At 72.2% G+C, this 22,911-nt stretch carries 20 protein-coding genes, 1 other RNA gene and 1 pseudogene; 8 read left to right on the top strand and 14 right to left on the bottom strand.

The genetic code is table 11. The annotated features are described in order from the left end of the window. The 8 genes from ACTIFU_RS13150 to ACTIFU_RS13115 all read right to left on the bottom strand — a co-directional run. A partial coding sequence (locus ACTIFU_RS13150) for a Mur ligase domain-containing protein (RefSeq protein WP_439578766.1) occupies positions 1-408 on the bottom strand: 408 nt, incomplete at its 3' end. After that, positions 405-1,877, bottom strand: a complete 1,473-nt coding sequence (locus ACTIFU_RS13145; RefSeq protein ID WP_439578765.1) for a UDP-N-acetylmuramoyl-L-alanyl-D-glutamate--2,6-diaminopimelate ligase — start codon at positions 1,875-1,877, stop codon at positions 405-407. The genes ACTIFU_RS13145 and ACTIFU_RS13150, both read right to left, overlap by 4 nt. Before the next feature lie 4 nt (positions 1,878-1,881). Beyond that, entirely contained in the window at positions 1,882-3,606 is a 1,725-nt protein-coding gene (locus tag ACTIFU_RS13140) for a peptidoglycan D,D-transpeptidase FtsI family protein (protein ID WP_439578764.1), read from the bottom strand. 98 nt (positions 3,607-3,704) lie between these two features. Next, positions 3,705-4,406 (bottom strand): cell division protein FtsL, encoded by a 702-nt coding sequence (gene ftsL / locus ACTIFU_RS13135; RefSeq protein WP_439578763.1) that lies wholly within the window; start codon positions 4,404-4,406, stop codon positions 3,705-3,707. Then, positions 4,403-5,350, bottom strand: coding sequence for a 16S rRNA (cytosine(1402)-N(4))-methyltransferase RsmH (gene rsmH, locus ACTIFU_RS13130; RefSeq protein WP_439578762.1), 948 nt, complete (start codon positions 5,348-5,350; stop codon positions 4,403-4,405). Before rsmH ends, ftsL begins: the two co-directional genes overlap by 4 nt. Continuing rightward, a complete protein-coding gene (locus ACTIFU_RS13125; protein ID WP_439578761.1) occupies positions 5,347-5,808 on the bottom strand; it encodes a division/cell wall cluster transcriptional repressor MraZ in 462 nt (153 codons plus the stop codon). Before ACTIFU_RS13125 ends, rsmH begins: the two co-directional genes overlap by 4 nt. A gap of 308 nt (positions 5,809-6,116) precedes the next feature. After that, positions 6,117-6,525, bottom strand: an RNA gene (rnpB, locus tag ACTIFU_RS13120) — RNase P RNA component class A. A gap of 36 nt (positions 6,526-6,561) precedes the next feature. Then, positions 6,562-7,326, bottom strand: a complete 765-nt coding sequence (locus tag ACTIFU_RS13115; protein WP_439578760.1) for an N-acetylmuramoyl-L-alanine amidase — start codon at positions 7,324-7,326, stop codon at positions 6,562-6,564. A gap of 129 nt (positions 7,327-7,455) precedes the next feature. Here ACTIFU_RS13115 and ACTIFU_RS13110 point away from each other — a divergent pair, with 129 nt between their 5' ends. Genes ACTIFU_RS13110 through ACTIFU_RS13090 form a run of 5 tightly spaced genes read left to right on the top strand, consistent with a single transcriptional unit; the run spans position 7,456 to position 11,189 of the window. Beyond that, positions 7,456-8,442, top strand: coding sequence for a thiamine pyrophosphate-dependent dehydrogenase E1 component subunit alpha (locus ACTIFU_RS13110; protein WP_439578759.1), 987 nt, complete (start codon positions 7,456-7,458; stop codon positions 8,440-8,442). Positions 8,443-8,453: 11 nt separating this feature from the next. Next, a complete protein-coding gene (locus tag ACTIFU_RS13105; RefSeq protein WP_439578758.1) occupies positions 8,454-9,425 on the top strand; it encodes an alpha-ketoacid dehydrogenase subunit beta in 972 nt (323 codons plus the stop codon). A 3-nt stretch (positions 9,426-9,428) separates the two neighbouring features. Continuing rightward, a complete protein-coding gene (locus tag ACTIFU_RS13100; protein ID WP_439578757.1) occupies positions 9,429-9,680 on the top strand; it encodes a lipoyl domain-containing protein in 252 nt (83 codons plus the stop codon). A 23-nt stretch (positions 9,681-9,703) separates the two neighbouring features. Then, positions 9,704-10,471 (top strand): SDR family NAD(P)-dependent oxidoreductase, encoded by a 768-nt coding sequence (locus tag ACTIFU_RS13095; RefSeq protein WP_439578756.1) that lies wholly within the window; start codon positions 9,704-9,706, stop codon positions 10,469-10,471. Between the two features lie 7 nt (positions 10,472-10,478). After that, complete coding sequence (locus ACTIFU_RS13090) at positions 10,479-11,189, top strand: SDR family NAD(P)-dependent oxidoreductase (protein WP_439578755.1); 711 nt, start codon at positions 10,479-10,481, stop codon at positions 11,187-11,189. 6 nt (positions 11,190-11,195) lie between these two features. Here ACTIFU_RS13090 and ACTIFU_RS13085 read toward each other — a convergent pair whose 3' ends face one another. Beyond that, the gene (locus ACTIFU_RS13085) at positions 11,196-11,981 is read right to left on the bottom strand and encodes a TerB family tellurite resistance protein (RefSeq protein WP_439578754.1); all 786 of its coding nucleotides are present in this window, start codon (positions 11,979-11,981) and stop codon (positions 11,196-11,198) included. Positions 11,982-12,140: 159 nt separating this feature from the next. Here ACTIFU_RS13085 and ACTIFU_RS13080 point away from each other — a divergent pair, with 159 nt between their 5' ends. From ACTIFU_RS13080 to ACTIFU_RS13070, 3 genes are all read left to right on the top strand, one after another. Beyond that, on the top strand, positions 12,141-12,953 hold the full coding sequence (locus tag ACTIFU_RS13080; RefSeq protein WP_439578753.1) for a putative hydro-lyase: 813 nt from the start codon (positions 12,141-12,143) through the stop codon (positions 12,951-12,953). A 71-nt stretch (positions 12,954-13,024) separates the two neighbouring features. Beyond that, complete coding sequence (locus ACTIFU_RS13075) at positions 13,025-16,636, top strand: hydantoinase B/oxoprolinase family protein (protein ID WP_439578752.1); 3,612 nt, start codon at positions 13,025-13,027, stop codon at positions 16,634-16,636. Positions 16,637-16,687: 51 nt separating this feature from the next. Continuing rightward, positions 16,688-19,597, top strand: a complete 2,910-nt coding sequence (locus ACTIFU_RS13070; protein ID WP_439578751.1) for an AsmA family protein — start codon at positions 16,688-16,690, stop codon at positions 19,595-19,597. Here ACTIFU_RS13070 and ACTIFU_RS13065 read toward each other — a convergent pair. From ACTIFU_RS13065 to ACTIFU_RS13045, 5 genes and pseudogenes are all read right to left on the bottom strand, one after another. Continuing rightward, entirely contained in the window at positions 19,582-19,809 is a 228-nt protein-coding gene (locus ACTIFU_RS13065) for a ribbon-helix-helix domain-containing protein (RefSeq protein WP_439578750.1), read from the bottom strand. The two genes, ACTIFU_RS13070 and ACTIFU_RS13065, sit on opposite strands and share 16 nt — an antisense overlap. Then, complete coding sequence (locus tag ACTIFU_RS13060) at positions 19,806-21,221, bottom strand: class II fumarate hydratase (RefSeq protein ID WP_439578749.1); 1,416 nt, start codon at positions 21,219-21,221, stop codon at positions 19,806-19,808. The genes ACTIFU_RS13065 and ACTIFU_RS13060 overlap by 4 nt, the downstream gene beginning before the upstream one ends. After that, entirely contained in the window at positions 21,218-22,267 is a 1,050-nt protein-coding gene (gene queG / locus ACTIFU_RS13055; protein ID WP_439578748.1) for a tRNA epoxyqueuosine(34) reductase QueG, read from the bottom strand. Before queG ends, ACTIFU_RS13060 begins: the two co-directional genes overlap by 4 nt. Beyond that, positions 22,254-22,712, bottom strand: coding sequence for a preQ(1) synthase (gene queF, locus ACTIFU_RS13050; protein ID WP_439578747.1), 459 nt, complete (start codon positions 22,710-22,712; stop codon positions 22,254-22,256). Before queF ends, queG begins: the two co-directional genes overlap by 14 nt. Continuing rightward, a pseudogene (locus ACTIFU_RS13045) lies at positions 22,709-22,911 on the bottom strand (tRNA guanosine(34) transglycosylase Tgt); the annotation flags it as partial. The pseudogene ACTIFU_RS13045 and the gene queF, both read right to left, overlap by 4 nt.

Here is a 22,911-nt window from a genome sequence, read left to right as displayed (position 1 = left end):
CGCAGCGGCGGCGTGAGTCGGGCCCTGGGACAACAGGACGTGCCGCAGCGCCTCCTTGGTGCCGGTCTTGCCGACGCTGCCGGTGACCGCGATCACCTGCGCGGTCGCCCGCGCGCGCCCGGCGCGGCCAAGATCGGTCAAGGCGACCTCGGTATCGGCAACGGTCACCAGTGTGGGATTGGCTGGACGTTCGGTCGGCAGGTGCGAGACCAGCGCGCCCGCCGCACCCTTGCGCATCGCCTCGGCGACGAAGCGGTGGCCGTCGCGCGCCTCGCCCCGCAGAGCGACGAACAGGTCGCCGGGTTCGAGGGTGCGCGTATCGATCGCGACCCCGGTGGCGGTGAACGGCGCAAGCGCTGTCCCGCCGGTCGCCGCAGCGATCTCGGCCGCGCTCCAGAGCGCCGTCACGGGCCCCTCCGCGCGGCTTCCTCGCGCGCCACCGTCGCATCGTCGAACGGGATCACGCGATCGCCGACGACCTGGCCCTGCTCGTGGCCCTTGCCGGCGATCACCGCGAGATCGCCCGGGCCGAGCCCGGCGATGGCAGCGACGATCGCGGCGCGGCGGTCGCCGATCTCCTCCGCGCCGGGGCAACCGGCAAGGACAGCGGCGCGGATCGCGGCCGGGTCCTCGCTGCGCGGATTGTCGTCGGTCACGATCAGGCGGTCGGCGGCGGAGGCCGCAGTGCCCATCGGCGCGCGCTTGCCGGGATCCCGGTCGCCGCCGGCGCCGAACACGATCGTGACGCGCCCCGCGGCGTGCGGGCGCAGCGCACGCAGTACCGAGGCAATCGCGTCGGGCGTGTGCGCGTAGTCGACATACACCGCCGCGCCGTTCGGCAGCACAGTGACGCGCTCGACGCGTCCGCGCACGCCGGCGAGCCGTGGCAGCAGCGCCAATACATCCTCGGCGCGCGCACCGGTGGCGATGGCCAGGGCAGCCGCAGTGACGGCGTTGTCGACCTGGAATCCGACGAGCGGCAGGGCGAGCGCACGCGTCCGCCCGACGTGATGCAGCGTGACCGCGGTGCCGTCGGCGCGCGGTTCGGCGCGTGCCATGTCGATGAAGGCGCCGCCCGGTCCGACTGTCAGCAGGCGAAGGCGCCGCCGCTGCGCGACCGCACGCAGGGCCGCGCGTGCCTCCTCCGGCAGGGCGGTGTGCGCCACCGCCGGCGCTCCCTCCGGCAGCAGCGCGCCGAACAGTCTCAGCTTGGCATCAAGATAGGCCGCCATGGAACCGTGGTAGTCGAGATGATCGCGCGTGAAGGTGGTGAACGCGGCCGCCGCGAGCCTTACGCCGTCCAGCCGGCGCTGCTCCAGGCCGTGCGAGGACGCTTCCATGGCCGCGTGCGCGATCCCACTCCGCGCGAGTTCCGCGAGCGTGGCGTGCAGCGCCACCGGATCGGGCGTGGTGAGCCCCCCGCCAGGGTCCATGCCTGGGGCGATCACGCCGAGCGTGCCGAGCGAGGCTGCGCGTCCGTGGTGCAGTGCCGCCCAGATCTGGCGCAGGAAATCGACCGTGCTGGTCTTGCCGTTGGTGCCGGTGACCGCGGCCATGGTCGCAGGCTGCACGGCATGGACTGCGGCGGCCATCAGCGCGAGGCGACGGCGCGGATCGGCATCCGTGATCAGGGGGCGCGGCGGCACGCCGGGTGGCCACACCGTGCCCTCTGGTGCGAGCACGGCCGCGGCCCCTCGCGCGACCGCATCGGCGATGAAGCGTCGACCGTCGGCGCGGCCGCCGGGCAGCGCGGCGAACAGGTCGCCCGGCTGCACCGTGCGGCTGTCCGCCGTCAGACCCGTCACCGAGAACGCAGAGAGGCGCGCGAGGTCGAGCGTCGTCCCGCCCAGCGTGGCCGTCCCGATCACCCCGTGCATGAGCTCACTGAGCCGCAACGCGGCGCTCCGGCGCAGGCAGCGCCGCCTGGCGCTGTGCGGCGGGCGCGGCGGCCGGGCGGGCGGGCGCCTGCCCCGGCAGGGTGATCGCGAGCGCCGAACGGATCGTCTCGGTCTCGGGCTCCGGCACGATGCCGAGCAACGGCCCGATCCGTTCGATCACCTCCTTCGCCGCCGGTGCGGCAACCCAGCCGCCGGTCGCGAAGCCGTGCGTGTCGCGCTGCGGCTTCGGTTCGTCGATCATCAGGTAGACGACGTAGCGCGGGCGGTGGGCCGGGAAGATGCCGGTGAAGGAGGAGATCCGCGCGTCCCGAAGATAGCGACCGTGGCTGCCCACCTTCTGCGCCGTGCCGGTCTTGCCGCCGACGAAATAGCCCGGTACCTCCGCGCCCCTGCCGCTGCCGTGGGTCACGGTCAGCCGCATCAGCCGGCGCAGCGTCGCCGAGGTCTCGGCGCGGATCACCCGCTCGCCCACCGGGAGCGGCGCTGCCGGATCGCGCGCGAGCAGGGTCGGTCGATGCAGCACGCCGCCATTCACCATGGCCGCGGTCCCGGTCGCGACATGGAGCGGCGTCACCGAGATGCCGTGGCCGAAGGCGATCGTGAGCGTGTTGATCTCCTTCCAGTTGCGCGCGCTCGGTGCGAGCGGCAACGCCGCTTCGGGCAGTTCGATCCCGAGGCGCCGCGTCATGCCGAGCCTGTCGAGAAATGCGCGGTGCCGCGGCACGCCGACCTCCAGCACCATTCGCGCGGTGCCGATATTGGAGGAGTAGGCGAAGATCTCGGGCACCGTCAGCCAGCGGTTCTTGCCGCGGAAGTCGCTGATGGTGAACCGGCCATAGGTGATCGGTCGCGACGCGTCGTAGCCCCCGGCGAGCCGCGTCGTGCCGAGATCGAGCGCCATGGCGGTGGAGAGGATCTTGAACGTCGAGCCCGGCTCGTAGACACCGACAGTGATGCGGTTGAAGCGCGACTCGGCAGGCGCGGTGGCGACCTCGGCCGGGTCGTAGTCGGGCAGGCTGACCATCGCCAGCACTTCGCCGGTCGTCACGTCCATCACGACGCCGGCGCCGCCGATCGCCTCGAACCGTCCGATCGCGCGGCCGAGCGCCTCGCGCAGGACATGCTGGACGCGGATGTCGAGCGAGAGCTGGAGCGGGCTGCCCACCTGTTCGCGCAGTCGCGCGTCGAACTGCCGCTCGACCCCGGCGATGCCGTTGCCGTCCACGTCCGTCCCGCCGAGCACGTGCACCGCCGCATGTCCCTGCGGATAGACGCGGCGCTCGGCACGCTGGAAGTATACGCCCGGGACGCCGAGGCGGTTCACCGCGTCCTGCTCGCGCGGCGTCAGGTGGCGGCGGATGTAGACGAACTGCCGATCACCATCGAGCCGCGGCGCGAGCAGGGCGGGATCGATGTCGGGCAGGACCGTCGCGAGCTTGCGCGCGGCCTCGACGGGATCTGCGATCTCGCGCGGGTTGGCGTAGAGCGCGGCCGTCGGCAGGCTGGCGGCCAGCAGCACACCGTTGCGATCGACGATCGACGCCCGCTCGACCCGGGGTTCGGCGGTGATCACCGCTTGCGGCGTGGCGGCGACGCGCGGCTGGCCCTCGGCCAGCAGGCTGACATCCACCACGCGTGCGGCCAGGGTGAGGAACATCAGCCCGAACACGCCGGCGCCGACGGCGAGGCGGGTGCGTGCGGTGTCCAACTGGCCGCGCCGCCGACCGTCGGAGGTGGTCACGACCGGCGGGCGGCGCGGCGGGACGTGGACCGGCGGCGGCGGCACGGGCGGGGGCGCGCCGCGGGTCAACGCGGGCCTCCGGCCGGGCGCGGCACGGGCGGCGGCAGCGCGGCGGCGGGCGCGCCGAGGGCGGAGACGGCGGCCGGGCGGGCCGGGGCTTCCGGTCGGGACGGCAAGGCCGCCGTCTGCACCGGCGGCGGCGCGTCGGTCGCGTCAGGCCGAGGCGTCGGCGACGAAGTCTCGCGCGCCGGCGCAGGGCGCTCGGGCGCGCGTACCGCGATCTCGCGGCGTTGCGGGCCTTCGGGCTGCGTGTCCCGGCTCGCCGCAGGCGGATCCGGCGGGGCGGGACGCGCGATCTCACGCTGCGGCGGCTTGGGCGGGAAGGGCGGAGGCAGCGGCAGCGCCGGCGTCTCGGCGGTGGCGACCGCGACCGCGGCGGGCGCGCGCGGCTCTGTGGCCGGCGGCTCGGCGGGGCCGGGGCGGGACAGCGCAACCCGCTCGGCAACATCGGCGGGGCGAGCGAACTGGTCAGGCCGCATCGGCGCAAGCGCGAGGTGCCGCTGCGCGAGGTCGCCGAGCCGCTCCGGCTCGTTCAACAGCGACCATTCCGCGCGCAGGACGTGGATGCGGTCCTGGGTCGCGAGAATACGCCGGTTCACTCCGGCAAGTTCGTCCTCCAGGGTCTGCACGTCGTGCTTCACCTGATAGAGGAACAGCCCGGCAAGGACGACCAGCCCGGCCCAGATCAGGGTGGAGGCGCGGATCATGCGCCCCCCCCGGCGGCAAGCCGCTCGGCGGCGCGCAGGCGCGCACTGCGCGCGCGGGGGTTGGCGGCGGCCTCATCCGAGCCGGGCGTCAGCGGCTTCGGCGTCAGCAGGCGCAGCCGTGGGGCAGGGCGGGTGGCCAGCGCCGCCGGGTCGTGGCGCGAGGCGCCGGGCGCGCGGCCGGCGGCTTCGGCGAGGGCGCGCTTGACGATCCGGTCCTCGAGCGAATGAAACGAGACCGCGACGATCCGCCCGCCCGGCGAGAGCAGCCCGATCGCCGCGGCGAGCCCGCGCGCGAGTTCATCAAGTTCCTCGTTCACACCGATTCGCAAGGCCTGGAAGCTGCGTGTCGCCGGATCGATGCCGTCGGCGCTGCGCGGCACGGCGGCGCGCACGATCGCGGCGAGACCGCTGGTGGTGGTGATTGGCGCCTCCGCGCGGGCGCGCACGATCGCGCGCGCGACCCGGCGCGCATGACGCTCCTCGCCGAAGCGGTGGATCAGGTCGGCGAGCGAACGCTCATCCAGCGTGTTCACGAGATCCGCTGCCCTGGTGCCGCTGCGGCCCATGCGCATGTCGAGCGGCCCCTCGGCGCGGAACGAGAAGCCGCGCGCCGCCTCGTCAAGCTGGAACGAGGAGATGCCGAGATCGAAGGCGACCCCGTCGAGCGCGGCGACGCCGCGCGCGGCGAGGAGTGCCACCATGTCGCCGAACCGGCCCTCGATCAGATGCAGCCGGCCGGGATGGCGGGCGGCGAGTGCCGCACCCCGCGCGATCGCGTCCGGGTCACGGTCGATCGCGAACACGGTGCAGCGTGCGGCCGCGAGGAACGCCGCCGCGTAGCCGCCGCCGCCGAAGGTCGCATCGAGGTAGAGCCCGCCGTCGCGCGGGGCGAGCAGGCCGACCACCTCGCGCAGCATCACAGGGACATGGCCGGGGGCGGTCATGCGCGTGCGTCCCGCGGCACGGTCAGGCCGCGCTCGCGCGCCCGCGCCACCGACTGCGGCAGGTACTCCTGGGCGAGCGCCGGCTCCCAGATCAGGAAAATCTTGCCGAAGCCGACGAAGGCGACCGGCTTGCCCGCCACCAGCTGGGCGAACTCGGTCAACCGCTCGTTCAGCACGATCCGGCCCTCGGCATCCGGGGCCGCCGACTGGGCGTCGGAGAACAGCGCGACGGCGAGGTCGTCATGCTCGTCGGAGAAGGCGTCGAAGTGGTCGAGCCGGCTGGCGAAGTCGCGGAAGGCAGGCTCGGGCCAGGCCTCGATGCAGGGCCATTTGTGGCTTGGGCGCAGGATCAGTTCACCGGTATCGAAGCTGGCCAGAGCCGTGCGGAACGCCGCCGGGACCGAGACCCGGCCCTTGCTGTCCAGCCTGTTCGCATGGGTGCCCAGGAACTGGCCCATCCGCTCCGTGCAGCCCCTTCACCTCCATGCCCGGCGGGACGGGACCGTCCCGCATGCGCGCTCCGGTGCCGCGAGGCGGCGGGAACGGCGGGCCACGACGCCGCCGCGTCATGGTCAGAAATGGGATATCATGGTCGATCATGGGCGTCAACGGAAACGAGCCGGATTGTCTTGGGATTTCCAGGGTTTGTCTTGGCTCCGGGCAATGATGAACAGGGGCTTTACGGTCCTCGCGCGGGGCGCATGGGACGAGGTGGGTCGCAGGCCAAGTATTCACGATTTGTTCTCGATCATGACGGCTTGGGCGCCGGGTCAGGCGGCCTGTAAGCCGGGTTCTGTCCGGAGTGTCGCCACCCCTGGACGGCCATTCGTCTGGGACGCCCGTCACCGGACGCCTCGAGCGACCTACCCGGGCGGGATGCGCGGGAACACGCCTGCGGCCTGCCTGTTGAGGGCTTCCGCCGCCCGCCCCTATTCGGTCTTGCTCCCGGTGGGGTTTGCCGTGCCGTCCCCGTTGCCGGGGCCGCGGTGCGCTCTTGCCGCACCGTTTCACCCTTGCCGACGGGCCTCGCGGCGCGCCGGCGGTCTGTTCTCTGTGGCACTGTCCCTGGGGTTGCCCCCGCCGGGCGTTACCCGGCACCGTGTTCCCATGGAGCCCGGACTTTCCTCACCCCCCGGCCTTTCGGCGGTGGAGAGCGCGGCCGTCCAGCCGCCTGACCCGATTGCGGATGTGTGACGGGGAGGGGGGTGGGGTCAAGCCCCGCCGATGCGTCCCTCGGCGATGGCAGCCACGCGGCCGACCGCCCAACGGGTGCGTCCGTCCGCCACCCCGTCGGTGCGGTGCGGCGCCCAGTGGCGCTGGAACCCTGCCAGCACCGTGGCGAGTGCCGCGTCGGCCGGGCCGACGGGAGCGACCTGGTAGCCGATCCGCCGCAGCGTCGCCCGGAGCGCGCGCACCCCGTCGCCGTCCTCGCCGGGCGCGATCGGTGGCACCTCGTCAACGGCCGCCGGCGCCTCGCCCGGCCAGAGCCCGATGCCGGCGGCGGCGAGCCGCGCCCAGGGGAAGCGCTCGCCCGGATCCTGCTTGCGCGCAGGTGCCACGTCGCTGTGCCCGACGACGTTGCGCGGCGGGATCGGATGCCGCGCGAGGATCGCCCGGCAGAGCGGGATGAGCGCCTCGATCTGCGCCTCCGGGAAGTCGCGATAGCCCCACTCGTGGCCGGGATTGACGATCTCGATGCCGATCGAACGGTCGTTCAGCCCGGCATGGCCGCGCCACCAGGAGAGCCCCGCGTGCCAGGCGCGTCGCGTCTCCGCAACGAGCGCGAAGATCCGGCCGTCCTCCTCGACCAGGTAGTGCGACGAGACCTTCGCCGCCGGATCGCACAGTCGATCGAGCGCCTCCGCGCCGGAGCGCATCCCGGTGTAGTGCAGCACGAGCATGTCGATGGGGATGCCGTCGGGACGCGCGTCGTGATTCGGCGAGGGTCGATCGATCGGTTCGGTGACAAGGTTCATGGCGCGTCTTTGGTTGCATCTACGACGGAACGAACACCGTCCCGCCTTGACACCTGCAATCTCGCGCGCGCCCATTGGCGTCAAGGACGGTGAACGTCCGTCGGACATCGAGGAGGAACCGCAGCCCCCATGCGCACGCCGTCCGAGATCAATCTCTCCGCCGAGGATCTGCTCGGGCTCTATCGTCGCATGCTGCTGATCCGGCGGGTCGAGGAGCGGCTCGGCGAGGACTTCAAGCGCGGCGACCTGCCCGGGCCGGTGCATCTCTATATCGGCGAGGAGGCGATCGCGACGGGCGTCTGCGCGCATCTGAATGACGCCGACTGGATCGCGTCCACGCATCGCGGGCACGGGCATTTTCTCGCCAAGGGCGGCGACCCGAAGCTGCTCGTCGCCGAGGTGTACGGCCGCGAGGGCGGGGTGTGCCGTGGCATGGGCGGCTCGATGCATGTCGCCGACTTCTCGAAGGGGATTCTCGGTGCGAATGGCATCGTCGGCGGCGGCATCGGGCTCGCGGTGGGCGCCGCGCTCGCCGCGCAACTCGACCGCAAGGGTGCCGTGTCGGTGGTGTTCTTCGGCGACGGGGCGGCCAACCAGGGTGTGCTGATGGAGGCGCTGAACGTTTCGGCGCTGTGGAAGCTTCCACTCGTGCTGGTGTGCGAGAACAACGGCTTCTCCGAGTTCTCGCCGACCGACACCGTGACGGCCGGCGCGATCGCGGATCGCGCCAAGCCCTTCGGCGTGCCGTCGGCGGCGGTGGACGGCAATGACGTGATCGCGGTCTGGCAGGCGGCTTCGGCTGCGGTGCGGCGCGCGCGCGCGGGTGAAGGCTCCAGCCTGATCGAGTGCCGCACCTACCGGCTGCGCGGCCATGTCGAGAGCGAGGCGAGTTTCCTCCAGGGGAGCTACCGCAGCGACGAGGAGGTGGCGGAGTGGGCGACGCGCGATCCGATCGCGCGGCTCGCTGGCTACATGGACGAGCACGCGATCGCACCGGCCTCGGCGCGCGAGGCGATCGAGGCGGAGATCGCCGCCACCGTCGCCGCGGCGGTCGCCTATGCGACCGACAGCCCTTATCCCGCGCCCGACCAGGCGCGCCGGTTCATGTTCGCCTGAGGGAGCGCGCGATGGCACGGCGTCGGATGATCCAGGCGATCAACGAGGCGCTCGCCGAGGAGATGGCGCGCGATCCGCGCGTGATCCTGTTCGGCGAGGATGTCGAGATCAGCATCATGGGCGACACGCGCGGGCTGCACGCGACCTTCGGCCCCGACCGCGTGCGCAACACCCCGATCTGCGAGACGGTGATGACCGGCATGGCGGTCGGCGCGGCGGCGGCCGGATACCGCCCGATCTGCCACATGATGTACGGCAATTTTCTCTACACCGGCATGGACGCGATCGCGAACCAGGCGGCGAAGTTGCGTTACATGACCGGCGGGCAGATCAAGGTGCCCGTCGTCTACATGGGCGTGTTCGGTGCGGGGCGCTCCTCGGCGGCGCAGCACTCTGACGCGATGCATCCGATGTTCATGAACCTGGGCGGCATTAAGGTGGTGCTGCCGGCCTCGCCGGCGGATGCGAAGGGTCTGCTCAAGGGCGCGATCCGCGACGACAACCCGGTGATCTTCCTCCAGGCGGCCGGCCGCGGCGGCGAGGCGGGCGACGTGCCGGACGAGGAGTACACGATCCCGCTCGGCGTGGCTGAAGTGAAGCGCCCTGGGACCGACGTCACGCTGGTCGCGATCGGCGCGATGGTGCGCCCGGCGATGCGCGCAGCCGAGGCGCTGGCCGGCGAGGGGATCGAGGCGGAGGTGATCGACCCGCGCACGCTGATGCCACTCGACGAGGCGACGATCGTGGCGAGCGTCCGGCGCACGGGCCGGCTGGTCGTGGTGGACGAGGCGCGCGACACCTGCAGCGCGGCGAGCCACATCGTTGCCGTGGCGACGGAGGCCGCCTGGGGCGCGCTCAAGGCCGCGCCGAAGCGCGTGACGGTGCCGGACGTGGCGATCCCCTATTCGCCGCCGCTCGAGAAGGCGCTGCTGCCCGATCCCGAGCGTATCGCCGCCGCGGTCCGTGCCACGCTCGGACGCTGAGCCATGAAGGCCGCGCTGAAGCTGCCGCGCATCTCCATGAACATGGAGGAGGGCACGATCACGGCCTGGCGCAAGCAGCCGGGCGATGCCTTCACCCGGGGCGAGATCCTCTACGACATCGAGACCGAGAAGGCGACGCTGGAGGTGGAGGCGCCGTGCGACGGGCGCCTGATCGAGATCCTGGTCCCCGTGGGGGAGACCGTGGAGGTCGGTGCGGAGGTCTGTCGCATCGAGGGTGAGGGCACCACGCGATAGCACCGGAACCCAACGAGTCCGCCATGATCCGACGTCTCACCGACGGACGCGCGCTGATCACCGGCGGGGCCGCCGGGATCGGACTTGCGACCGCGCGCGCGCTCGCCGCCGAGGGCGCGCGCCTCGCGCTGCTCGACACCGACGCCGCGCGCCTCGAAGAGGCCGCGGCCGAGCTGCGTGGCAGCGGCGCCGAGGTGCTCGCGCTTCCCGCCTCGGTGGCCGAGCCGGCGGAGGTCTGCGCCGCCTTCGCCGAACTCGACGCGCGCTGGGGCGGACTCGACATGCTGGTGAACAACGCCGGCGTCATCGGCAAGCGCGCCGCGCTCGCGCTCACCGACGAGGACTGGTCGCGCGTCATGCGCATCAACCTCGACGGCGTGTTCTTCTGCGCGCGCGAGGCCGGACGGCGCATGGTCGCGCAAGGCGCGGGCGCGATCGTCAATCTCGGGTCGATCTACTCGCTGGTCGCGGCCCCGGAACGGCTCGCCTACTGCGCGTCCAAGGCGGCAGTGGCGGCGATGACCAAGGTGCTGGCGATCGAGTGGGCGGCGCACGGCGTGCGCGTGAATGCGGTCGCTCCCGGCTATGTCGAGACCGACCTGATCGGCGCCGCCGTCCGCGCGGGCGAGCTCGACACCGCCCCGCTCGCACGCCGCACGCCGGTCGGCCGGCTCGCGAGGCCGGAGGAGATCGCGCGCGCGATCCTGTTCCTGCTCGATCCGGCCAACGCGTACATCACCGGCCACGTGCTCGCGGTGGACGGCGGCTGGACGGCCTACGGTTACGTGTGAGGGACGCATGATCGACTTCAGCGGCAAGACGATCGTCGTCACCGGTGCGGCCAACGGCATCGGCCGCGCCACCGCGCTGCTGCTGCACCGGCTCGGCGCGCGACTGGTCTGCGCCGATCTCGACGCGTCCGGCGCGGCGGTCGCGCCCGACGTGCACGCCGTCCGGGCCGACGTTGCCGCGGACGGTGGCGAGCGCATCGCCGCTGCCTGCCGCGACGCCGGTCTCGTCCCCGACGGCCTGGTCAACGCCGCCGGCATCCACTTCCCCGGCGCGCTCACCGAGCTCACCGACGAGGCGTGGCGGCGCATGATGGCCGTCAACCTCGACGGCACGTTCAAGGTCTGCCGCGCGATCGTGCCGCTGATGGCGGAGGGCGGCTCGATCGTGAACATCGCCTCGCTCGCCGCGCATCGCGGCTCGCGGAACTACGCGCACTACGCCGCGACCAAGGGCGCGGTGATCAGCTTCAGCCGCAGTCTTGCCGCCGAACTCGGGCCGCGGCTCCGCGTCAACGCCGTCTCGCCCGGCGTGATCCTGACGACGATGGTGGAGAAGTTCCTGCCCGAGCGCGGGCCCGACTTCCTGAAGATGACGCCGCTGGGCCGCTTCGGTCAGCCCGAGGAGGTCGCGTCCGTGATCGCCTTCCTGCTCTCGCCGGCGGCCAGCTTCGTCAACGGCGAGGTCGTGCACATCAACGGCGGGCTCTACGTCGATTGAGGCCGGCTACAGCCCGCGCTCGCGCTTGATCCGGCTCCAGGCGTTGTTGATCTCCGCCACCCGCTTCGTGGCGTGCTCGACGAAGCGCGGCGGCACGTTGCGCGAGGCCAGCGTGTCGGGGTGGTTCTCGCGCATCAGCTGCCGCCACGCCGCGCGCACCTCGTCGTCCGGCGCGTTGCGCGCCACGCCCAGCACCTCGTAGGGATCGGGCTCATCCGGCTGCGGCCGGGCAGAGCCGCCTGAGCGCGCGCGCTCCCGCTCGCGCTCGCTGAGCCCCATCCGCCGCGCCACGTCGTCGATGAAGCGGCGCTCGGCGGCGTTGATCGGCCCGTCAGCGAGCGCGAGCTGGTGCAGGCTCGCCAGCACCTCCTCGAGCACGGTGCGGTTGTCGGCGAAGGCCTCGGCGAGCTTCTCGGCGAACGCCTCGTAGCCTTCGGCGGTCTGGCGCGCGCCGTCCCACAGCTTGCCGATGTCCTTCGCCGCCTCGGGCGGGAAGCGGAACATGCGCTTGAACGCGTTGATCTCCGCCCGCTTCACCGGCCCGTCCACCTTGGCGAGCTTGGCGGCGAGCGCCACCACGGAGATCGAGAACACCGTCTCGCGGCTGCCGATCATCTGCGCGAGCTCGGCCATGCGCAGCGGGTCGGTGCGTCCGAGCAGGTCGGCCGGGCTGCCGCTGCCGGGCGGGCGCGCATCCGCGGCGTGGCCCAGCGCGGCGCCGAGAACGGCGCCGAGCGGCCCGCCCATCGCGAACCCCGCCACGCCGCCCAGGATCTTGCCCCAGATGCTCAAGAACCGCCTGCCGTTCGCGTTCTGTCCCTGGACGACGCTACCACGCAGCCCCCTGGCCGGAAACGCACGGAGCCGATATGGCCGGCAGGTGTCACCACATGATGAAGACGGCCGCGCGGTCTGCGCTATGCTGGCGGGCGGCTGCCGGGAGCTGCGCCAATGACCGTGATCACGCCGATCGCCGCCGAGCGGCCGCGGGCCGAGACCGGGCTTGCCGCCCGGCTGCTCGCCCGCGACGGGTTCGCCGGCACCACGGCCGGGCTCGCGCCGGGCCATGTCCAGGGCAACCTGGCGATCCTGCCGCGCGACCAGGCCGCCGACTTCCTGCGCTTCTGCACGCTCAACCCCAAGCCCTGCCCGATCGTCGGCATCTCCGAGCCCGGCGATCCGCGCATCCCCGCGCTGGGGGCCGATCTCGACATCCGCACCGACCTGCCGCGCTACCGGGTCTGGCGCGACGGCCAGCTGGTCGAGGAGCCCACCGACATCGCGGCGCATTGGCGCGGCGACCTCGTGGCGTTCGTGATTGGCTGCTCGTTCAGCTTCGAGGAGGCGCTGCTCGCGGCCGGCGTCCCGCTCCGCCACATCGCGCGCGGCTGCAACGTGGGGATGTGGCGCACCGCGATCGCCTGCGCGCCGGCCGGTCCCTTCGCCGGCCCGCTGGTCGTGTCGATGCGGCCGCTGCGCGCGGCGGATGCGATCCGGGCGATCCAGATCACCTCGCGCTTTCCCGCGGTGCACGGCGCGCCGGTGCATCTCGGCGATCCGCGCCTGATCGGCATCGAGGACATCCTGCGCCCGCACTACGGCGATGCGGTGCCGGTCGAGGCGGACGAACTCCCCGTGTTCTGGGCCTGCGGGGTGACGCCCCAGGCGGCGATTGCGGCCGCGCGCATCCCCTTCGCGATCACCCACGCGCCCGGCTCGATGCTCGTGACGGACCTCACGAACGCCCAGCTCGCGGCGTTCTGAGGCGTCGGGTTGCCCGATCGGCGGCGCTGGCCGATCCTTGGCGCGCCATCTCCCCACGCGGTGCCCTCAGCATGACCTGGCAGTTCTGGATCGATCGCGGCGGCACCTTCACCGACGTCGTCGCACGTGCGCCGGACGGCACACTCTCGGCGCACAAGCTGCTCTCGGAGAACCCGGGCCGGTATCGCGACGCCGCGGTGGCCGGTATCCGTCAGGTGCTCGGTCTCGCCCCGGATGCGCCGATTCCGCTCGGCTTGGTGGAGGCGGTGAAGATGGGCACCACGGTCGCGACCAACGCGCTGCTTGAGCGCAGGGGCGAACGGACGCTGCTGCTGGTGAACCGGGGCTTCGCCGACGCGTTGCGCATCGGCTACCAGACCCGGCCGCGGCTGTTCGATCTCGCCATCACCCTGCCCGAGCTCCTCTACGAGTGCGTGGTCGAAATCCCGGGGCGCCTGACCGTGGACGGCACCGAGATCGAGCCGCTCGACGAGGCGGCAGCGCGGGCCGCGCTGCGCGCGGCCTGGGACGACGGCATCCGCGCCGTCGCGATCGTGCTGATGCACGCCTGGAGGTTTCCCGACCACGAGGCGCGGCTCGCCGCGATCGCGCGCGAGCTCGGCTTCCCCCAGGTGAGCGCCAGCCACGCGGTAAGCCCACTGATCAGGTGGGTCGGCCGCGGCGACACCACGGTTGTGGACGCCTATCTCTCGCCGATCCTGCGCCGCTACGTCTGTCAGGTGCAGGAGGAGTTGGGTGACACGCCGCTCTACTTCATGCAGTCGAACGGCGGGCTTGCGCGCGCCGATGCCTTCCAGGGCAAGGACGCGATCCTGTCCGGGCCCGCGGGCGGCATCGTCGGCGCGGCGCGAACCGCCGGCATGGCCGGATTCGACCGCATCATCGGCTTCGACATGGGTGGCACCTCGACCGACGTCGCGCTCTACGACGACGGGTTCGAGCGCGCCTACGAGACGCTTGTCGCGGGCGTGCGCATCCGCGCGCCGATGATGGCGATCAACACGGTCGCGGCCGGCGGCGGGTCCATCCTGCACTTCGACGGCGCGCGCTACCGCGTCGGCCCCGACAGCGCGGGCGCCAATCCCGGGCCGGCCTGCTACCGCCGCGGCGGGCCGCTCACCGTCACCGACGCGAATGTCTGCGTTGGCAAGATCCAGCCGCGGCACTTCCCGGCGCTCTTCGGGCCGTCCGGCGACCAGGCGCTCGACGATGCGGTCGTACGCGACGGGTTCCTCGCGCTTGCTGCCCGGATCGCGCGTGACACGGACACGCCGCTCAAGGACCCGCGCGAGGTCGCCGAGGGGTTCCTGAAGATCGCGGTCGCGAACATGGCCAACGCGATCAAGCAGGTGAGCATCCAGAAGGGCCGCGACCCGTCCCGCTTCGCGCTCCAGTGCTTCGGTGGCGCGGGTGGCCAGCATGCCTGCCTGGTGGCCGACGAGCTCGGCATGGAGACGGTGTTCATCCACCCGCATGCGGGTGTGCTCTCCGCCTATGGCATGGGGCTGGCGGCGCAGTCGGCGATGCGCGAGGCGGCAGTCGAGACGACGCTCGATGCAACCGCGCTGCCGATGCTGAAGACGCGGCTGGATGCGCTGTCCGACGAGGCGAAGGACGCGCTCGCGGCTCAGGGCGCGCCGCGCGAGACGATCGCGGTCGCACGGATGCTGCACATCCGCTACGCCGGCACCGACACGCCGCTCGAAGTGCCGTTCGGCGAGCTTCCAGGTATTCTTGCCGCGTTCACGGAGGCGCACCGTGCGCGGTTCGGCTTCGCCACGCCCGAGCGCGAGCTGATCGTCGAGGCTGTGGCGGTCGAGGCCACTGCGCCCGGCGATGAGGTGCGCGAGGCCCGCCTCGCGGCGCGCGCCGAGGGCGAGCCCGAGTCGATCGACCGCGTCTCGATGTTCTCGGGTGGGCGCGCGTACGACACCCCGGTGTTCGAACGCGACGCGCTGCGAGCCGGTGACCGCCTGCTCGGCCCGGCGCTGATCCGCGAGGCGAACGCGACCACGGTGATCGAGCCCGGCTGGGCCGCCGAGGTGACGGCGGCGAACCACCTGGTCCTGCGCCGCGCCGTGCCGCGGCCGGCGCTCGTGGCGATCGGCACCGAGGCGCGCGGGGGCGGCGCCGATCCGGTGGTGCTCGAGCTGTTCAACAACCTGTTCATGTCGATCGCCGAGCAGACCGGCGCGGTGCTCCAGAACACTGCCCAGTCGGTCAACATCAAGGAGCGGCTCGACTTTTCCTGCGCGCTGTTCGACGCCGTGGGCGGGCTGATCGCGAACGCGCCGCACATCCCGGTTCACCTCGGCGCGATGGGCGAGTCCGTGCGCACAGTGATTCGCTCGCGTGGCGCCACGCTGAACCCTGGGGACGTGGTGGCGCTGAACAACCCCTACAACGGCGGCACGCACCTGCCCGACATCACCGTGATCACGCCGGTGTTCGACGAGGCGGGGGCCGAGATTCTGTTCTTCGTCGGCTCGCGCGGCCACCACGCCGATGTCGGCGGGATCACGCCGGGTTCGATGCCGCCACTCTCTCGCACGCTCGAAGAGGAGGGCGTGCTGGTGGACGACTTCCTGTTGCTGGAGGCCGGGCGGTTCCGCGAGGCCGAGTTCCGCAAGCTGCTCACCGGTGCCCGCTATCCCGCGCGCAGCCCGGAGGTGAACATTGCCGATATCCGCGCCCAGGTTGCGGCGAACGAGAAGGGTGTGCAGGAGCTGCATCGGATCGTGCGCCAGTACGGGCTCGATACGGTGCGGCGCTACATGCGCCATGTGATGGACAACGCGGAGGAATCCGTCCGTCGCGTGATCGGTCGGTTGAACGACGGCAGCTTCGACTATCGGATGGACAACGGCGACGTGCTGCGTGTGACCGTCAGCGTCGACCATGAAGCGCGGACGGCCACGGTGGACTTCACGGGCACGGCCGCGCAGCGCGACGACAACTTCAACGCCCCGCCGGCGGTGACTCGCGCTGCCGTGCTCTACTGCTTCCGCTGCCTGGTTGGCGAGGATATTCCGCTGAACGACGGTTGCCTGAAGCCGATCACGATCGTGCTGCCGGAGAACTCTTTCCTCTCGCCACAGCCGCCGGCGGCGGTGGTCGCCGGCAATGTCGAAGTCAGCCAGGCGGTGACCAACGCGCTGTTCGGCGCGCTCGGCGCGATGGCGTGTTCGCAGGCGACGATGAACAACTTCACCTTCGGCGACGGACAGCTGCAGTACTACGAGACCATCTGCGGCGGCACGGGCGCCGGGCCGGGGTTCCACGGCACCTCGGCCGTGCAGACCCACATGACGAACACCCGCATGACCGATCCGGAGGTGCTGGAGCTCCGCTACCCCGTGCTGCTCGAGCAGTTCGCGATCCGCCGTGGTTCCGGCGGGGACGGGATGTGGCGCGGTGGCGACGGCGCGGTGCGGCGCGTACGGTTCCTCGCACCGATGACCGCCGTGATTCTCGCGAGCCGTCGGAACGTCCCGCCCTTCGGGCTGGCGGGCGGGGCGGACGGCGCTTCGGGCCGGCAATGGGTCGAACGCGCCGGCGGCCGGATCGACATGCTGACGGGGACCGACCGTGCCGACCTTAATCCCGGCGAGGTCTTCGTGATCGAGACCCCCGGCGGCGGAGGGTACGGCGCACCGGCGTGAGGCTTCGCGCTTGTGGACAGGCCGCGCGTCTGGCAATCCGCGCGTGTGAGAGTGATCTTCCGCTCTACTGCTTGGCTCCTCGCGTTCCTCGCCGCGGCCGCGCTGCTGGCGCTGTGGCTGGTGCCACGGCACCTTGACTGGACCGAGTACCGCGCTGAGCTTCAGCGCATCGGTGAGTCACGACTCGGTCGGGACGTCCGCATCGACGGTGCCTTCGCGCTCGAGATGCTGCCCCAGCCGCGGCTGACGGCGCGCGGCGTCTCGATCGGCGATGCCGGCGACGGGTTCAGCGGCTCGGCCCAGGAGATCCGGCTCGGGCTCGCGCTGGTGCCACTCCTGCGTGGCCGCGTGGTCGTCACCGACCTGACCCTCGTGGCTCCACGGCTGACCATGGCGGGGCTTCCCGCCCCGCTCTGGGAAGTTGCCAGCCGGCCCACGCCGCTGTTCGCCGGCGCCGAGGTGCGGCTTGAGAACGGCGAGGTCACGTTTGGCGCCTTGCGTCTGGCCGGTGTCAACGCGCGCTTGTCCTCGGTCGGTGCGAGCGGCCCGTACGCCGCGGAGGGGCGCTTCGAGTTCGCCGCGCGCCCGGTCGATTTCTCGGTCGGGCTCGGTCAGCCCGGCTTCGACGGCGCTGCCACGCTCGACGCAACGCTCGCCACGCGTGGCGCCCGGCTCAGCACGACCGGCATCGCCTGGCATGGCGGCTTCGCCTTCGCCGGCACGATCCGGGCGGAGGGCAGCGATCTTTCGGCGATCCTGCCTGGGCCGGCGCTGCCGTTCCATGCTGAGGCGCGCATCTCGGCCGAGGGCGGGGCGGCGACCGCGGACCAGCTCGACCTTCGCATCGGCGAGTCCCGTCTGACCGGAGCCGTCTCGCTGCGTCTCGACAGCGCACCGCGCGCGGATGTCGCGCTCGCAGCCGTCCGGCTCGACCTTGATCCGTGGGTGCGGCCTGCGCGCGGGCTGATCGCGAGCCCGCCCATTCCGGTCGGACTCGACCTCTCGGTCGAGGCGGCCGGTCTGTTCGGCGGAACGCTGCGCGCGCTGCGCGTCGCAGCCGTCGTGGCGGACGGTCAGATCGCGGTCAACGAGGCGACCGCGCTGCTGCCGGGCGGCGCCGAGCTTGCGATCGGCGGCAGCGTGTCGAGCAACGACAAGGGACCGCGGTTCGACGGACTCGTAGAGGTCGACGCACCGGATCTGCGCGGCCTGCTCGCCTGGCTCGATGCCGTGCCGGCCTGGGCGGGTCCGGAGGTCCTGCGCGCGCTCAGCATCTCCGGCAGCGTGGTTGCGGAACCCGGCCACGTGCAGGTCGAGGTCGCCGACGGCACTGCGCTGGACGGTATCGGGATCGCCGGCACGCTGGGGCTGCGCACCGACACCGCGCGACCGTCGGTGACGGCGGCCCTGACGATCGATCGGCTCGACCCCAAGCCCTGGCTCGCCGGGCAGGTCCCGGCGCCAGGCAGTCCGGCGTTCGCCGGCGTCGACCTCGCGCTGCGTCTGGAGGTCGGCGTCGTGCCGATGGACGACTTCACCGCCCGCGATGTCGCGCTGGACGGAGCGTTGGAGGCGGGGCGCGTGACCGTGCGACGACTGTCGGTCGGCGATGTCGCGGGCGGACGGCTTGCAGCCACGGGCGAGGGCATGCTTGGCGCCCAGCCGCGGCTCACCGCGCTCGATCTCTCGTTCGCCGGCACGGATGTCTCGGGTCTCGTGCCGATCGTGCCCTGGCAGGTGGTGGCTGCTGCCCGGCCGATGTGGCTCGGCGGATACACGCTCCGCGCCAACGCCAAGGCCGAGGGCGAGGCGCTCGCGGTCACCGCGGTGGCGGAGGCGATGGACGCGCGGATCGAGGCCACCGGCACCGCCGACCCTGGGCTCGGCCGGATGACCGGACGGGTGGCCCTGCGCCATCCCGGCGCGACGCGTCTGTTGCAGGCCCTGGGGGTGGCTGACCCGACGCCATGGCTCGGCGAGGGTGCGCTCACGCTGGTCGGCGTGGCCACCGCACAGCGCACCGAGCATGGCCGGCGCGTCGCGCTGCGTGCCACGGAGGTCGGCATCGGCGGACTGCGCGCCCAGGTTTCCGGCGAGATCGCGGTCGATGCGGATGCGCGTCGCGCCGCGCTGACGGTGGAGGCCGAGAACCTGCCGCTGCCCGGCATCGATCCGCGCGACCCGTCGCTGCTGCCCGATGCGATTCTCCCGGGATGGACTGCGGCCGTGGTGCTCCGCGCGGCGGAACTGTCGGTGGGTGGACAGGCTGCCCTGTCGCGCATGGAGGCTGCCGTCGAACTTGCGGATGGCGTGGTGGCGGTGACGCGTCTCGCCGGGACGGCGGGCGGCGGAACAGTGCAGGGCATGATGCGCCTCGATCCGGTGGACGGTGTCTTCGTGGCCGAGGGATCGATCTCCGATGCGGTACTCGCGGGGCCGCTGTTCGGGATCGCGTTCGATCTCGGCGGCGGACGCGTCACGGCCGAGGCACGGCTCAACGCGATCGGCCGCAGCCCGCTGACGATGCTCGCCTCGCTCTCGGGCGAGGGGCGCGTGGCGGCGAGCGACGGCGTGCTGATCGGCTTTGACCTCGGCCAGGTTGCCGATGCGCTGCAGAGCCCGGTGCCGGTTGCGGACGGTCTCGCCGCGCTGCGCGCCGCGCTGGCCGAGGGCGCGACCGGCTTCGACCGGTTCGAGGCGCGGTTCACGATCAACGACGGCGTGGCGTCACTCGGTCAGTCCCAGCTTGTGGCTTCGGCCGGCACGGCGCAGGTCCTCGGCGAGATCGATCTGCGTGGCGGTTCGCTCGATCTCGGCATCACGATCGCGCCGTTGGGCGCCGAGCCGCTGCCGCGGATCGGCTTGCGGGCGACCGGGTCGTGGCAGGCGCCGCTGCGGGCAGCCGAGACGGCCGGGGCCGCACGATTCCTCGCCGAACGGGCGGCTCAGCCGACGCGCTGAGCCTCGGCGAGCGCGAACACCCGCAACGCACTGGAGAGCGGGATCGCGGGGTCGGTGCGGCCGGCATCGATCGCGGCGACGAGGCCCGCGAGCGAGACCCGCCGGCGCCGCGCAGCCGTTTCGAGAGCGGTCCAGAACGGCGGCTCGAGCGCCACCGAGGTCCGATGCCCGGCCAGACTGACCGAGCGCTTCTCCAGATGCCGAGCGGTCATCCGCCGCCCGGCAGCGTCACGCCGGGGCGCGTCATCTCCTCGGGGCGCACCAGCGCATCGAACTCCTCTCCCGTGAGGTGACCAAGTGCCACCGCCGCCTCGCGCAGCGTGATGTTCTCGGCGAGCGCCTTCTTGCCGATCGCGACCGCGCGGTCGTAGCCGAGGCTCGGACTGAGCGCGGTCACCAGCATCAGCGAATTGGCGACGTGGCGCGCGATCTGCGGCTCGTTGGGCTGAAGCTTCTCGATCATGTTGCGCGCGAAGCCGTCGGCCGCATCGGCGAGCAGACCGGCCGATTGCAGCACGGCGTGGATGATCACCGGCTTGAACACGTTGAGCTGGAGGTGGCCGTGGCTCGCGGCGAGCGTGACCGTCGTGTGGTTGCCGATTGCGAGCGCACAGACCTGCGTCAGTGCCTCGACCTGGGTCGGGTTGGTCTTGCCCGGCATGATCGAGGAGGAGAGCCCGTCGGCCGGTACGATCAGCTCGGCCAGCCCCGCGCGCGGCCCCGAGCCGAGCAGGCGGATGTCGTTGCCGAGCTTCATGAGCGTGACCGCGAGGCCGGAGAGCGCGGCCGAGAGCGCGACCAGCGCGTCATGCGCGGCCATCGGCTCGAACTTCAGCGCCGCCGGCGTGTAGGCGCGCCCCGTCAGCGCGGAGAGACGCTCGCAGAAGACGCGATCGAACGCCGGATGGCGGTTGAGCCCCGTGCCGACGGCGGTGCCGCCCTGTGGCAGCATGGCGAGATCGGCGCGCGTGGCGCGCACGCGGGCGATCGCGTGGGCGAGTTGCGCGGCGAAGGTGGCGAACTCCTGGCCGAGCGTCATCGGCACCGCGTCCATCATGTGCGTGCGGCCGAGCTTGACGATCCGCTCCCACGCCTCCGCGCGCGCCGAGAGCGCGAAGCGCAGCGCGTCGAGCGCGGGCAGCAGGCGGTGCTCCACCGCCTCGATCGCGGCGATGTGCATCACGGTCGGGAAGGAGTCGTTCGAGGATTGGCCGCGATTGACGTGATCGTTCGGGTGCACCGGGTCGCGCGCGCCGAGCGGGCGGTCGAGCATCTGCGCGGCACGGTTCGCGATCACCTCGTTCGCGTTCATGTTGGTCTGGGTGCCCGAACCGGTCTGCCACACGGGCAGCGGGAAGTGCTCGTCGAGCCTGTTCGCCGCGATCTCGGCGGCGGCGGCGATGATCGGCTCGGCGATCGCGCGCGGGAGCTCGCCGAGTTCGAGATTCGCCTCGGCCGCCGCCTGCTTCTGCAGGCCGACGGCGCGAATCAGCACGGGCGGGAAGCGTTCGACGCCGATCCTGAACAACCTCCGCGCGCGCTCGGTCTGCGGACCCCAGAGCTTGTCGGCCGGGATCTCGATCGTGCCGAGGCTGTCGGTCTCGGTGCGGTTGGCATCGGTCATGCAACGGTCTCCGGAACCAGGCGGGCGGCGGCCCAGCGGGCGGCCTCGGCGACGACGGGATCGGGATCGCGGGCGAGGTCCTCCGCGACCGGGAGAAGCGACGGATCGGCGCTGTTGCCGATCGCGATCAGCACGTTGCGCACGAAGCGGCTGCGCCCGCTGCGCTTGATCGGGCTGCCCGAGAAGAGCGCACGGAAGGCCGCATCATCAAGCCGCGCGAGCGCGGCGAGGCGCGGCGCGTTGAGATCGTCGCGCGCGTGCAGCTTCGCCTCGCGCGCCGTGGTCGCGAAGCGGTTCCAGGGGCAGACGGCAAGACAGTCGTCGCAGCCATAGATGCGGTTGCCGATGGCCGGGCGCAGCGCCTCGGGGATCGGGCCGTCGTGCTCGATCGTCAGGTAGGAGATGCAGCGCGTCGCGTCGAGCTGGTAGGGCGCGGGGAAGGCGTCGGTCGGGCAGACATCGAGGCAGCGGCGGCAGGACCCGCAGCGATCGCGATGCGGCGGGTCGGGTACCAGGTCGAGCGTGGTGTAGATCTCGCCGAGGAACAGCCACGAGCCGTGCCGGCGCGAGACCAGATTGGTGTGCTTGCCCTGCCAGCCGATCCCGGCCTGCGCGCCGAGCGGCTTCTCCATCACCGGCGCGGTGTCGACGAACACCTTGAGCGCGGCGCCGAAGCGGGCGTGGATGAACTGGCCGAGCTGCTTGAGCCGTCCCTTCACCACATCGTGGTAGTCGCGGCCGCGCGCATAGACGCTGATCGTGCCGACGGAGCGGTGCGTGAGCGTCTCCAGCGGATCGCGGTCGGGCGCGTAGGACATGCCGAGCGCGATCACGCTGACCGCCTCGGGCCAGAGTGCCCGCGGGCGCGCACGCTGTGCCGCGCGCTCAGCGAGCCAGCGCATCGCGCCATGCCGGCCGGCGGCCAGGAAGGCGTCGAGCCGTGTGCGCGCCTCTGGCGGCAGGGTGGCGCGCGTGAAGCCGACCGCGTCGAAGCCGAGACGTTCCGCCTCGGCGCGGATCAATGCCTTGGGATCAGCCGCGGCCACGATACGGCGCCACCTCCTGGGGCGGGATCCACACCCCCTCGGGCGGCGCACCGGTCTGCCAGAACACGTCGATCGGCATGCCGCCGCGCGGGTACCAGTAGCCGCCGATGCGCAGCCACTTCGGCATGAGCAAATCGACCACGCGGCGTGCGACCATCAGCGTGCAGGCCTCGTGGAACGCGCCGTGGTTGCGGAAGCTGGCGAGAAAGAGCTTCAGCGACTTGCTCTCGACGATCCACGCGTCGGGGATGTAGTCGAGCACCAGATGCGCGAAGTCGGGCTGGCCGGTCAGCGGGCAGAGCGCGGTGAACTCGGGGCAGACGAAGCGCACGACATAGGTGAAGCCCGGCTCCGGATTGGCGACACGCTCGATCACCGCCTCTCCGGGCGAGGCGGGGATCGTGCTCGGCCGGCCGAGTTGGGTCAGGCTCTCGTAGCCCGTCATGCCTCGTCTCCCTGTGCCCACTGGGCGGCGAGCGTGGGCGCATGTGCTGCGAAGCGGCCGTCGAGGATGGCGGCGCGCAGGCCGCGCATCAGGTCCTGATAGTACGCCACGTTGTGCCAGGTCAGCAGCATCGGCCCAAGCATCTCTCCGGACTTGATCAGGTGATGGATATAGGCACGCGGGTGCCGCGCGCAGGCGG

This window comes from Elioraea sp., from assembly GCF_051860475.1.
Taxonomy (GTDB): domain Bacteria; phylum Pseudomonadota; class Alphaproteobacteria; order Acetobacterales; family Acetobacteraceae; genus Elioraea.
This window is presented reverse-complemented; position numbering and strand designations above follow the sequence as displayed.

What these genes read in the sequence shown, in the direction of transcription:
- ACTIFU_RS13145 (WP_439578765.1), bottom strand. Translation starts at nt 1,877, where the DNA reads ATGCACGGGGTGATCGGGACGGCCACGCTGGGCGGGACGACGCTCGAC.
- ftsL (WP_439578763.1), bottom strand. Translation starts at nt 4,406, where the DNA reads ATGATCCGCGCCTCCACCCTGATCTGGGCCGGGCTGGTCGTCCTTGCC.
- rsmH (WP_439578762.1), bottom strand. Translation starts at nt 5,350, where the DNA reads ATGACCGCCCCCGGCCATGTCCCTGTGATGCTGCGCGAGGTGGTCGGC.
- ACTIFU_RS13125 (WP_439578761.1), bottom strand. Translation starts at nt 5,808, where the DNA reads ATGGGCCAGTTCCTGGGCACCCATGCGAACAGGCTGGACAGCAAGGGC.
- ACTIFU_RS13115 (WP_439578760.1), bottom strand. Translation starts at nt 7,326, where the DNA reads ATGAACCTTGTCACCGAACCGATCGATCGACCCTCGCCGAATCACGAC.
- ACTIFU_RS13110 (WP_439578759.1), top strand. Translation starts at nt 7,456, where the DNA reads ATGCGCACGCCGTCCGAGATCAATCTCTCCGCCGAGGATCTGCTCGGG.
- ACTIFU_RS13105 (WP_439578758.1), top strand. Translation starts at nt 8,454, where the DNA reads ATGGCACGGCGTCGGATGATCCAGGCGATCAACGAGGCGCTCGCCGAG.
- ACTIFU_RS13100 (WP_439578757.1), top strand. Translation starts at nt 9,429, where the DNA reads ATGAAGGCCGCGCTGAAGCTGCCGCGCATCTCCATGAACATGGAGGAG.
- ACTIFU_RS13095 (WP_439578756.1), top strand. Translation starts at nt 9,704, where the DNA reads ATGATCCGACGTCTCACCGACGGACGCGCGCTGATCACCGGCGGGGCC.
- ACTIFU_RS13090 (WP_439578755.1), top strand. Translation starts at nt 10,479, where the DNA reads ATGATCGACTTCAGCGGCAAGACGATCGTCGTCACCGGTGCGGCCAAC.
- ACTIFU_RS13080 (WP_439578753.1), top strand. Translation starts at nt 12,141, where the DNA reads ATGACCGTGATCACGCCGATCGCCGCCGAGCGGCCGCGGGCCGAGACC.
- ACTIFU_RS13075 (WP_439578752.1), top strand. Translation starts at nt 13,025, where the DNA reads ATGACCTGGCAGTTCTGGATCGATCGCGGCGGCACCTTCACCGACGTC.
- ACTIFU_RS13065 (WP_439578750.1), bottom strand. Translation starts at nt 19,809, where the DNA reads ATGACCGCTCGGCATCTGGAGAAGCGCTCGGTCAGTCTGGCCGGGCAT.
- ACTIFU_RS13060 (WP_439578749.1), bottom strand. Translation starts at nt 21,221, where the DNA reads ATGACCGATGCCAACCGCACCGAGACCGACAGCCTCGGCACGATCGAG.
- queF (WP_439578747.1), bottom strand. Translation starts at nt 22,712, where the DNA reads ATGACGGGCTACGAGAGCCTGACCCAACTCGGCCGGCCGAGCACGATC.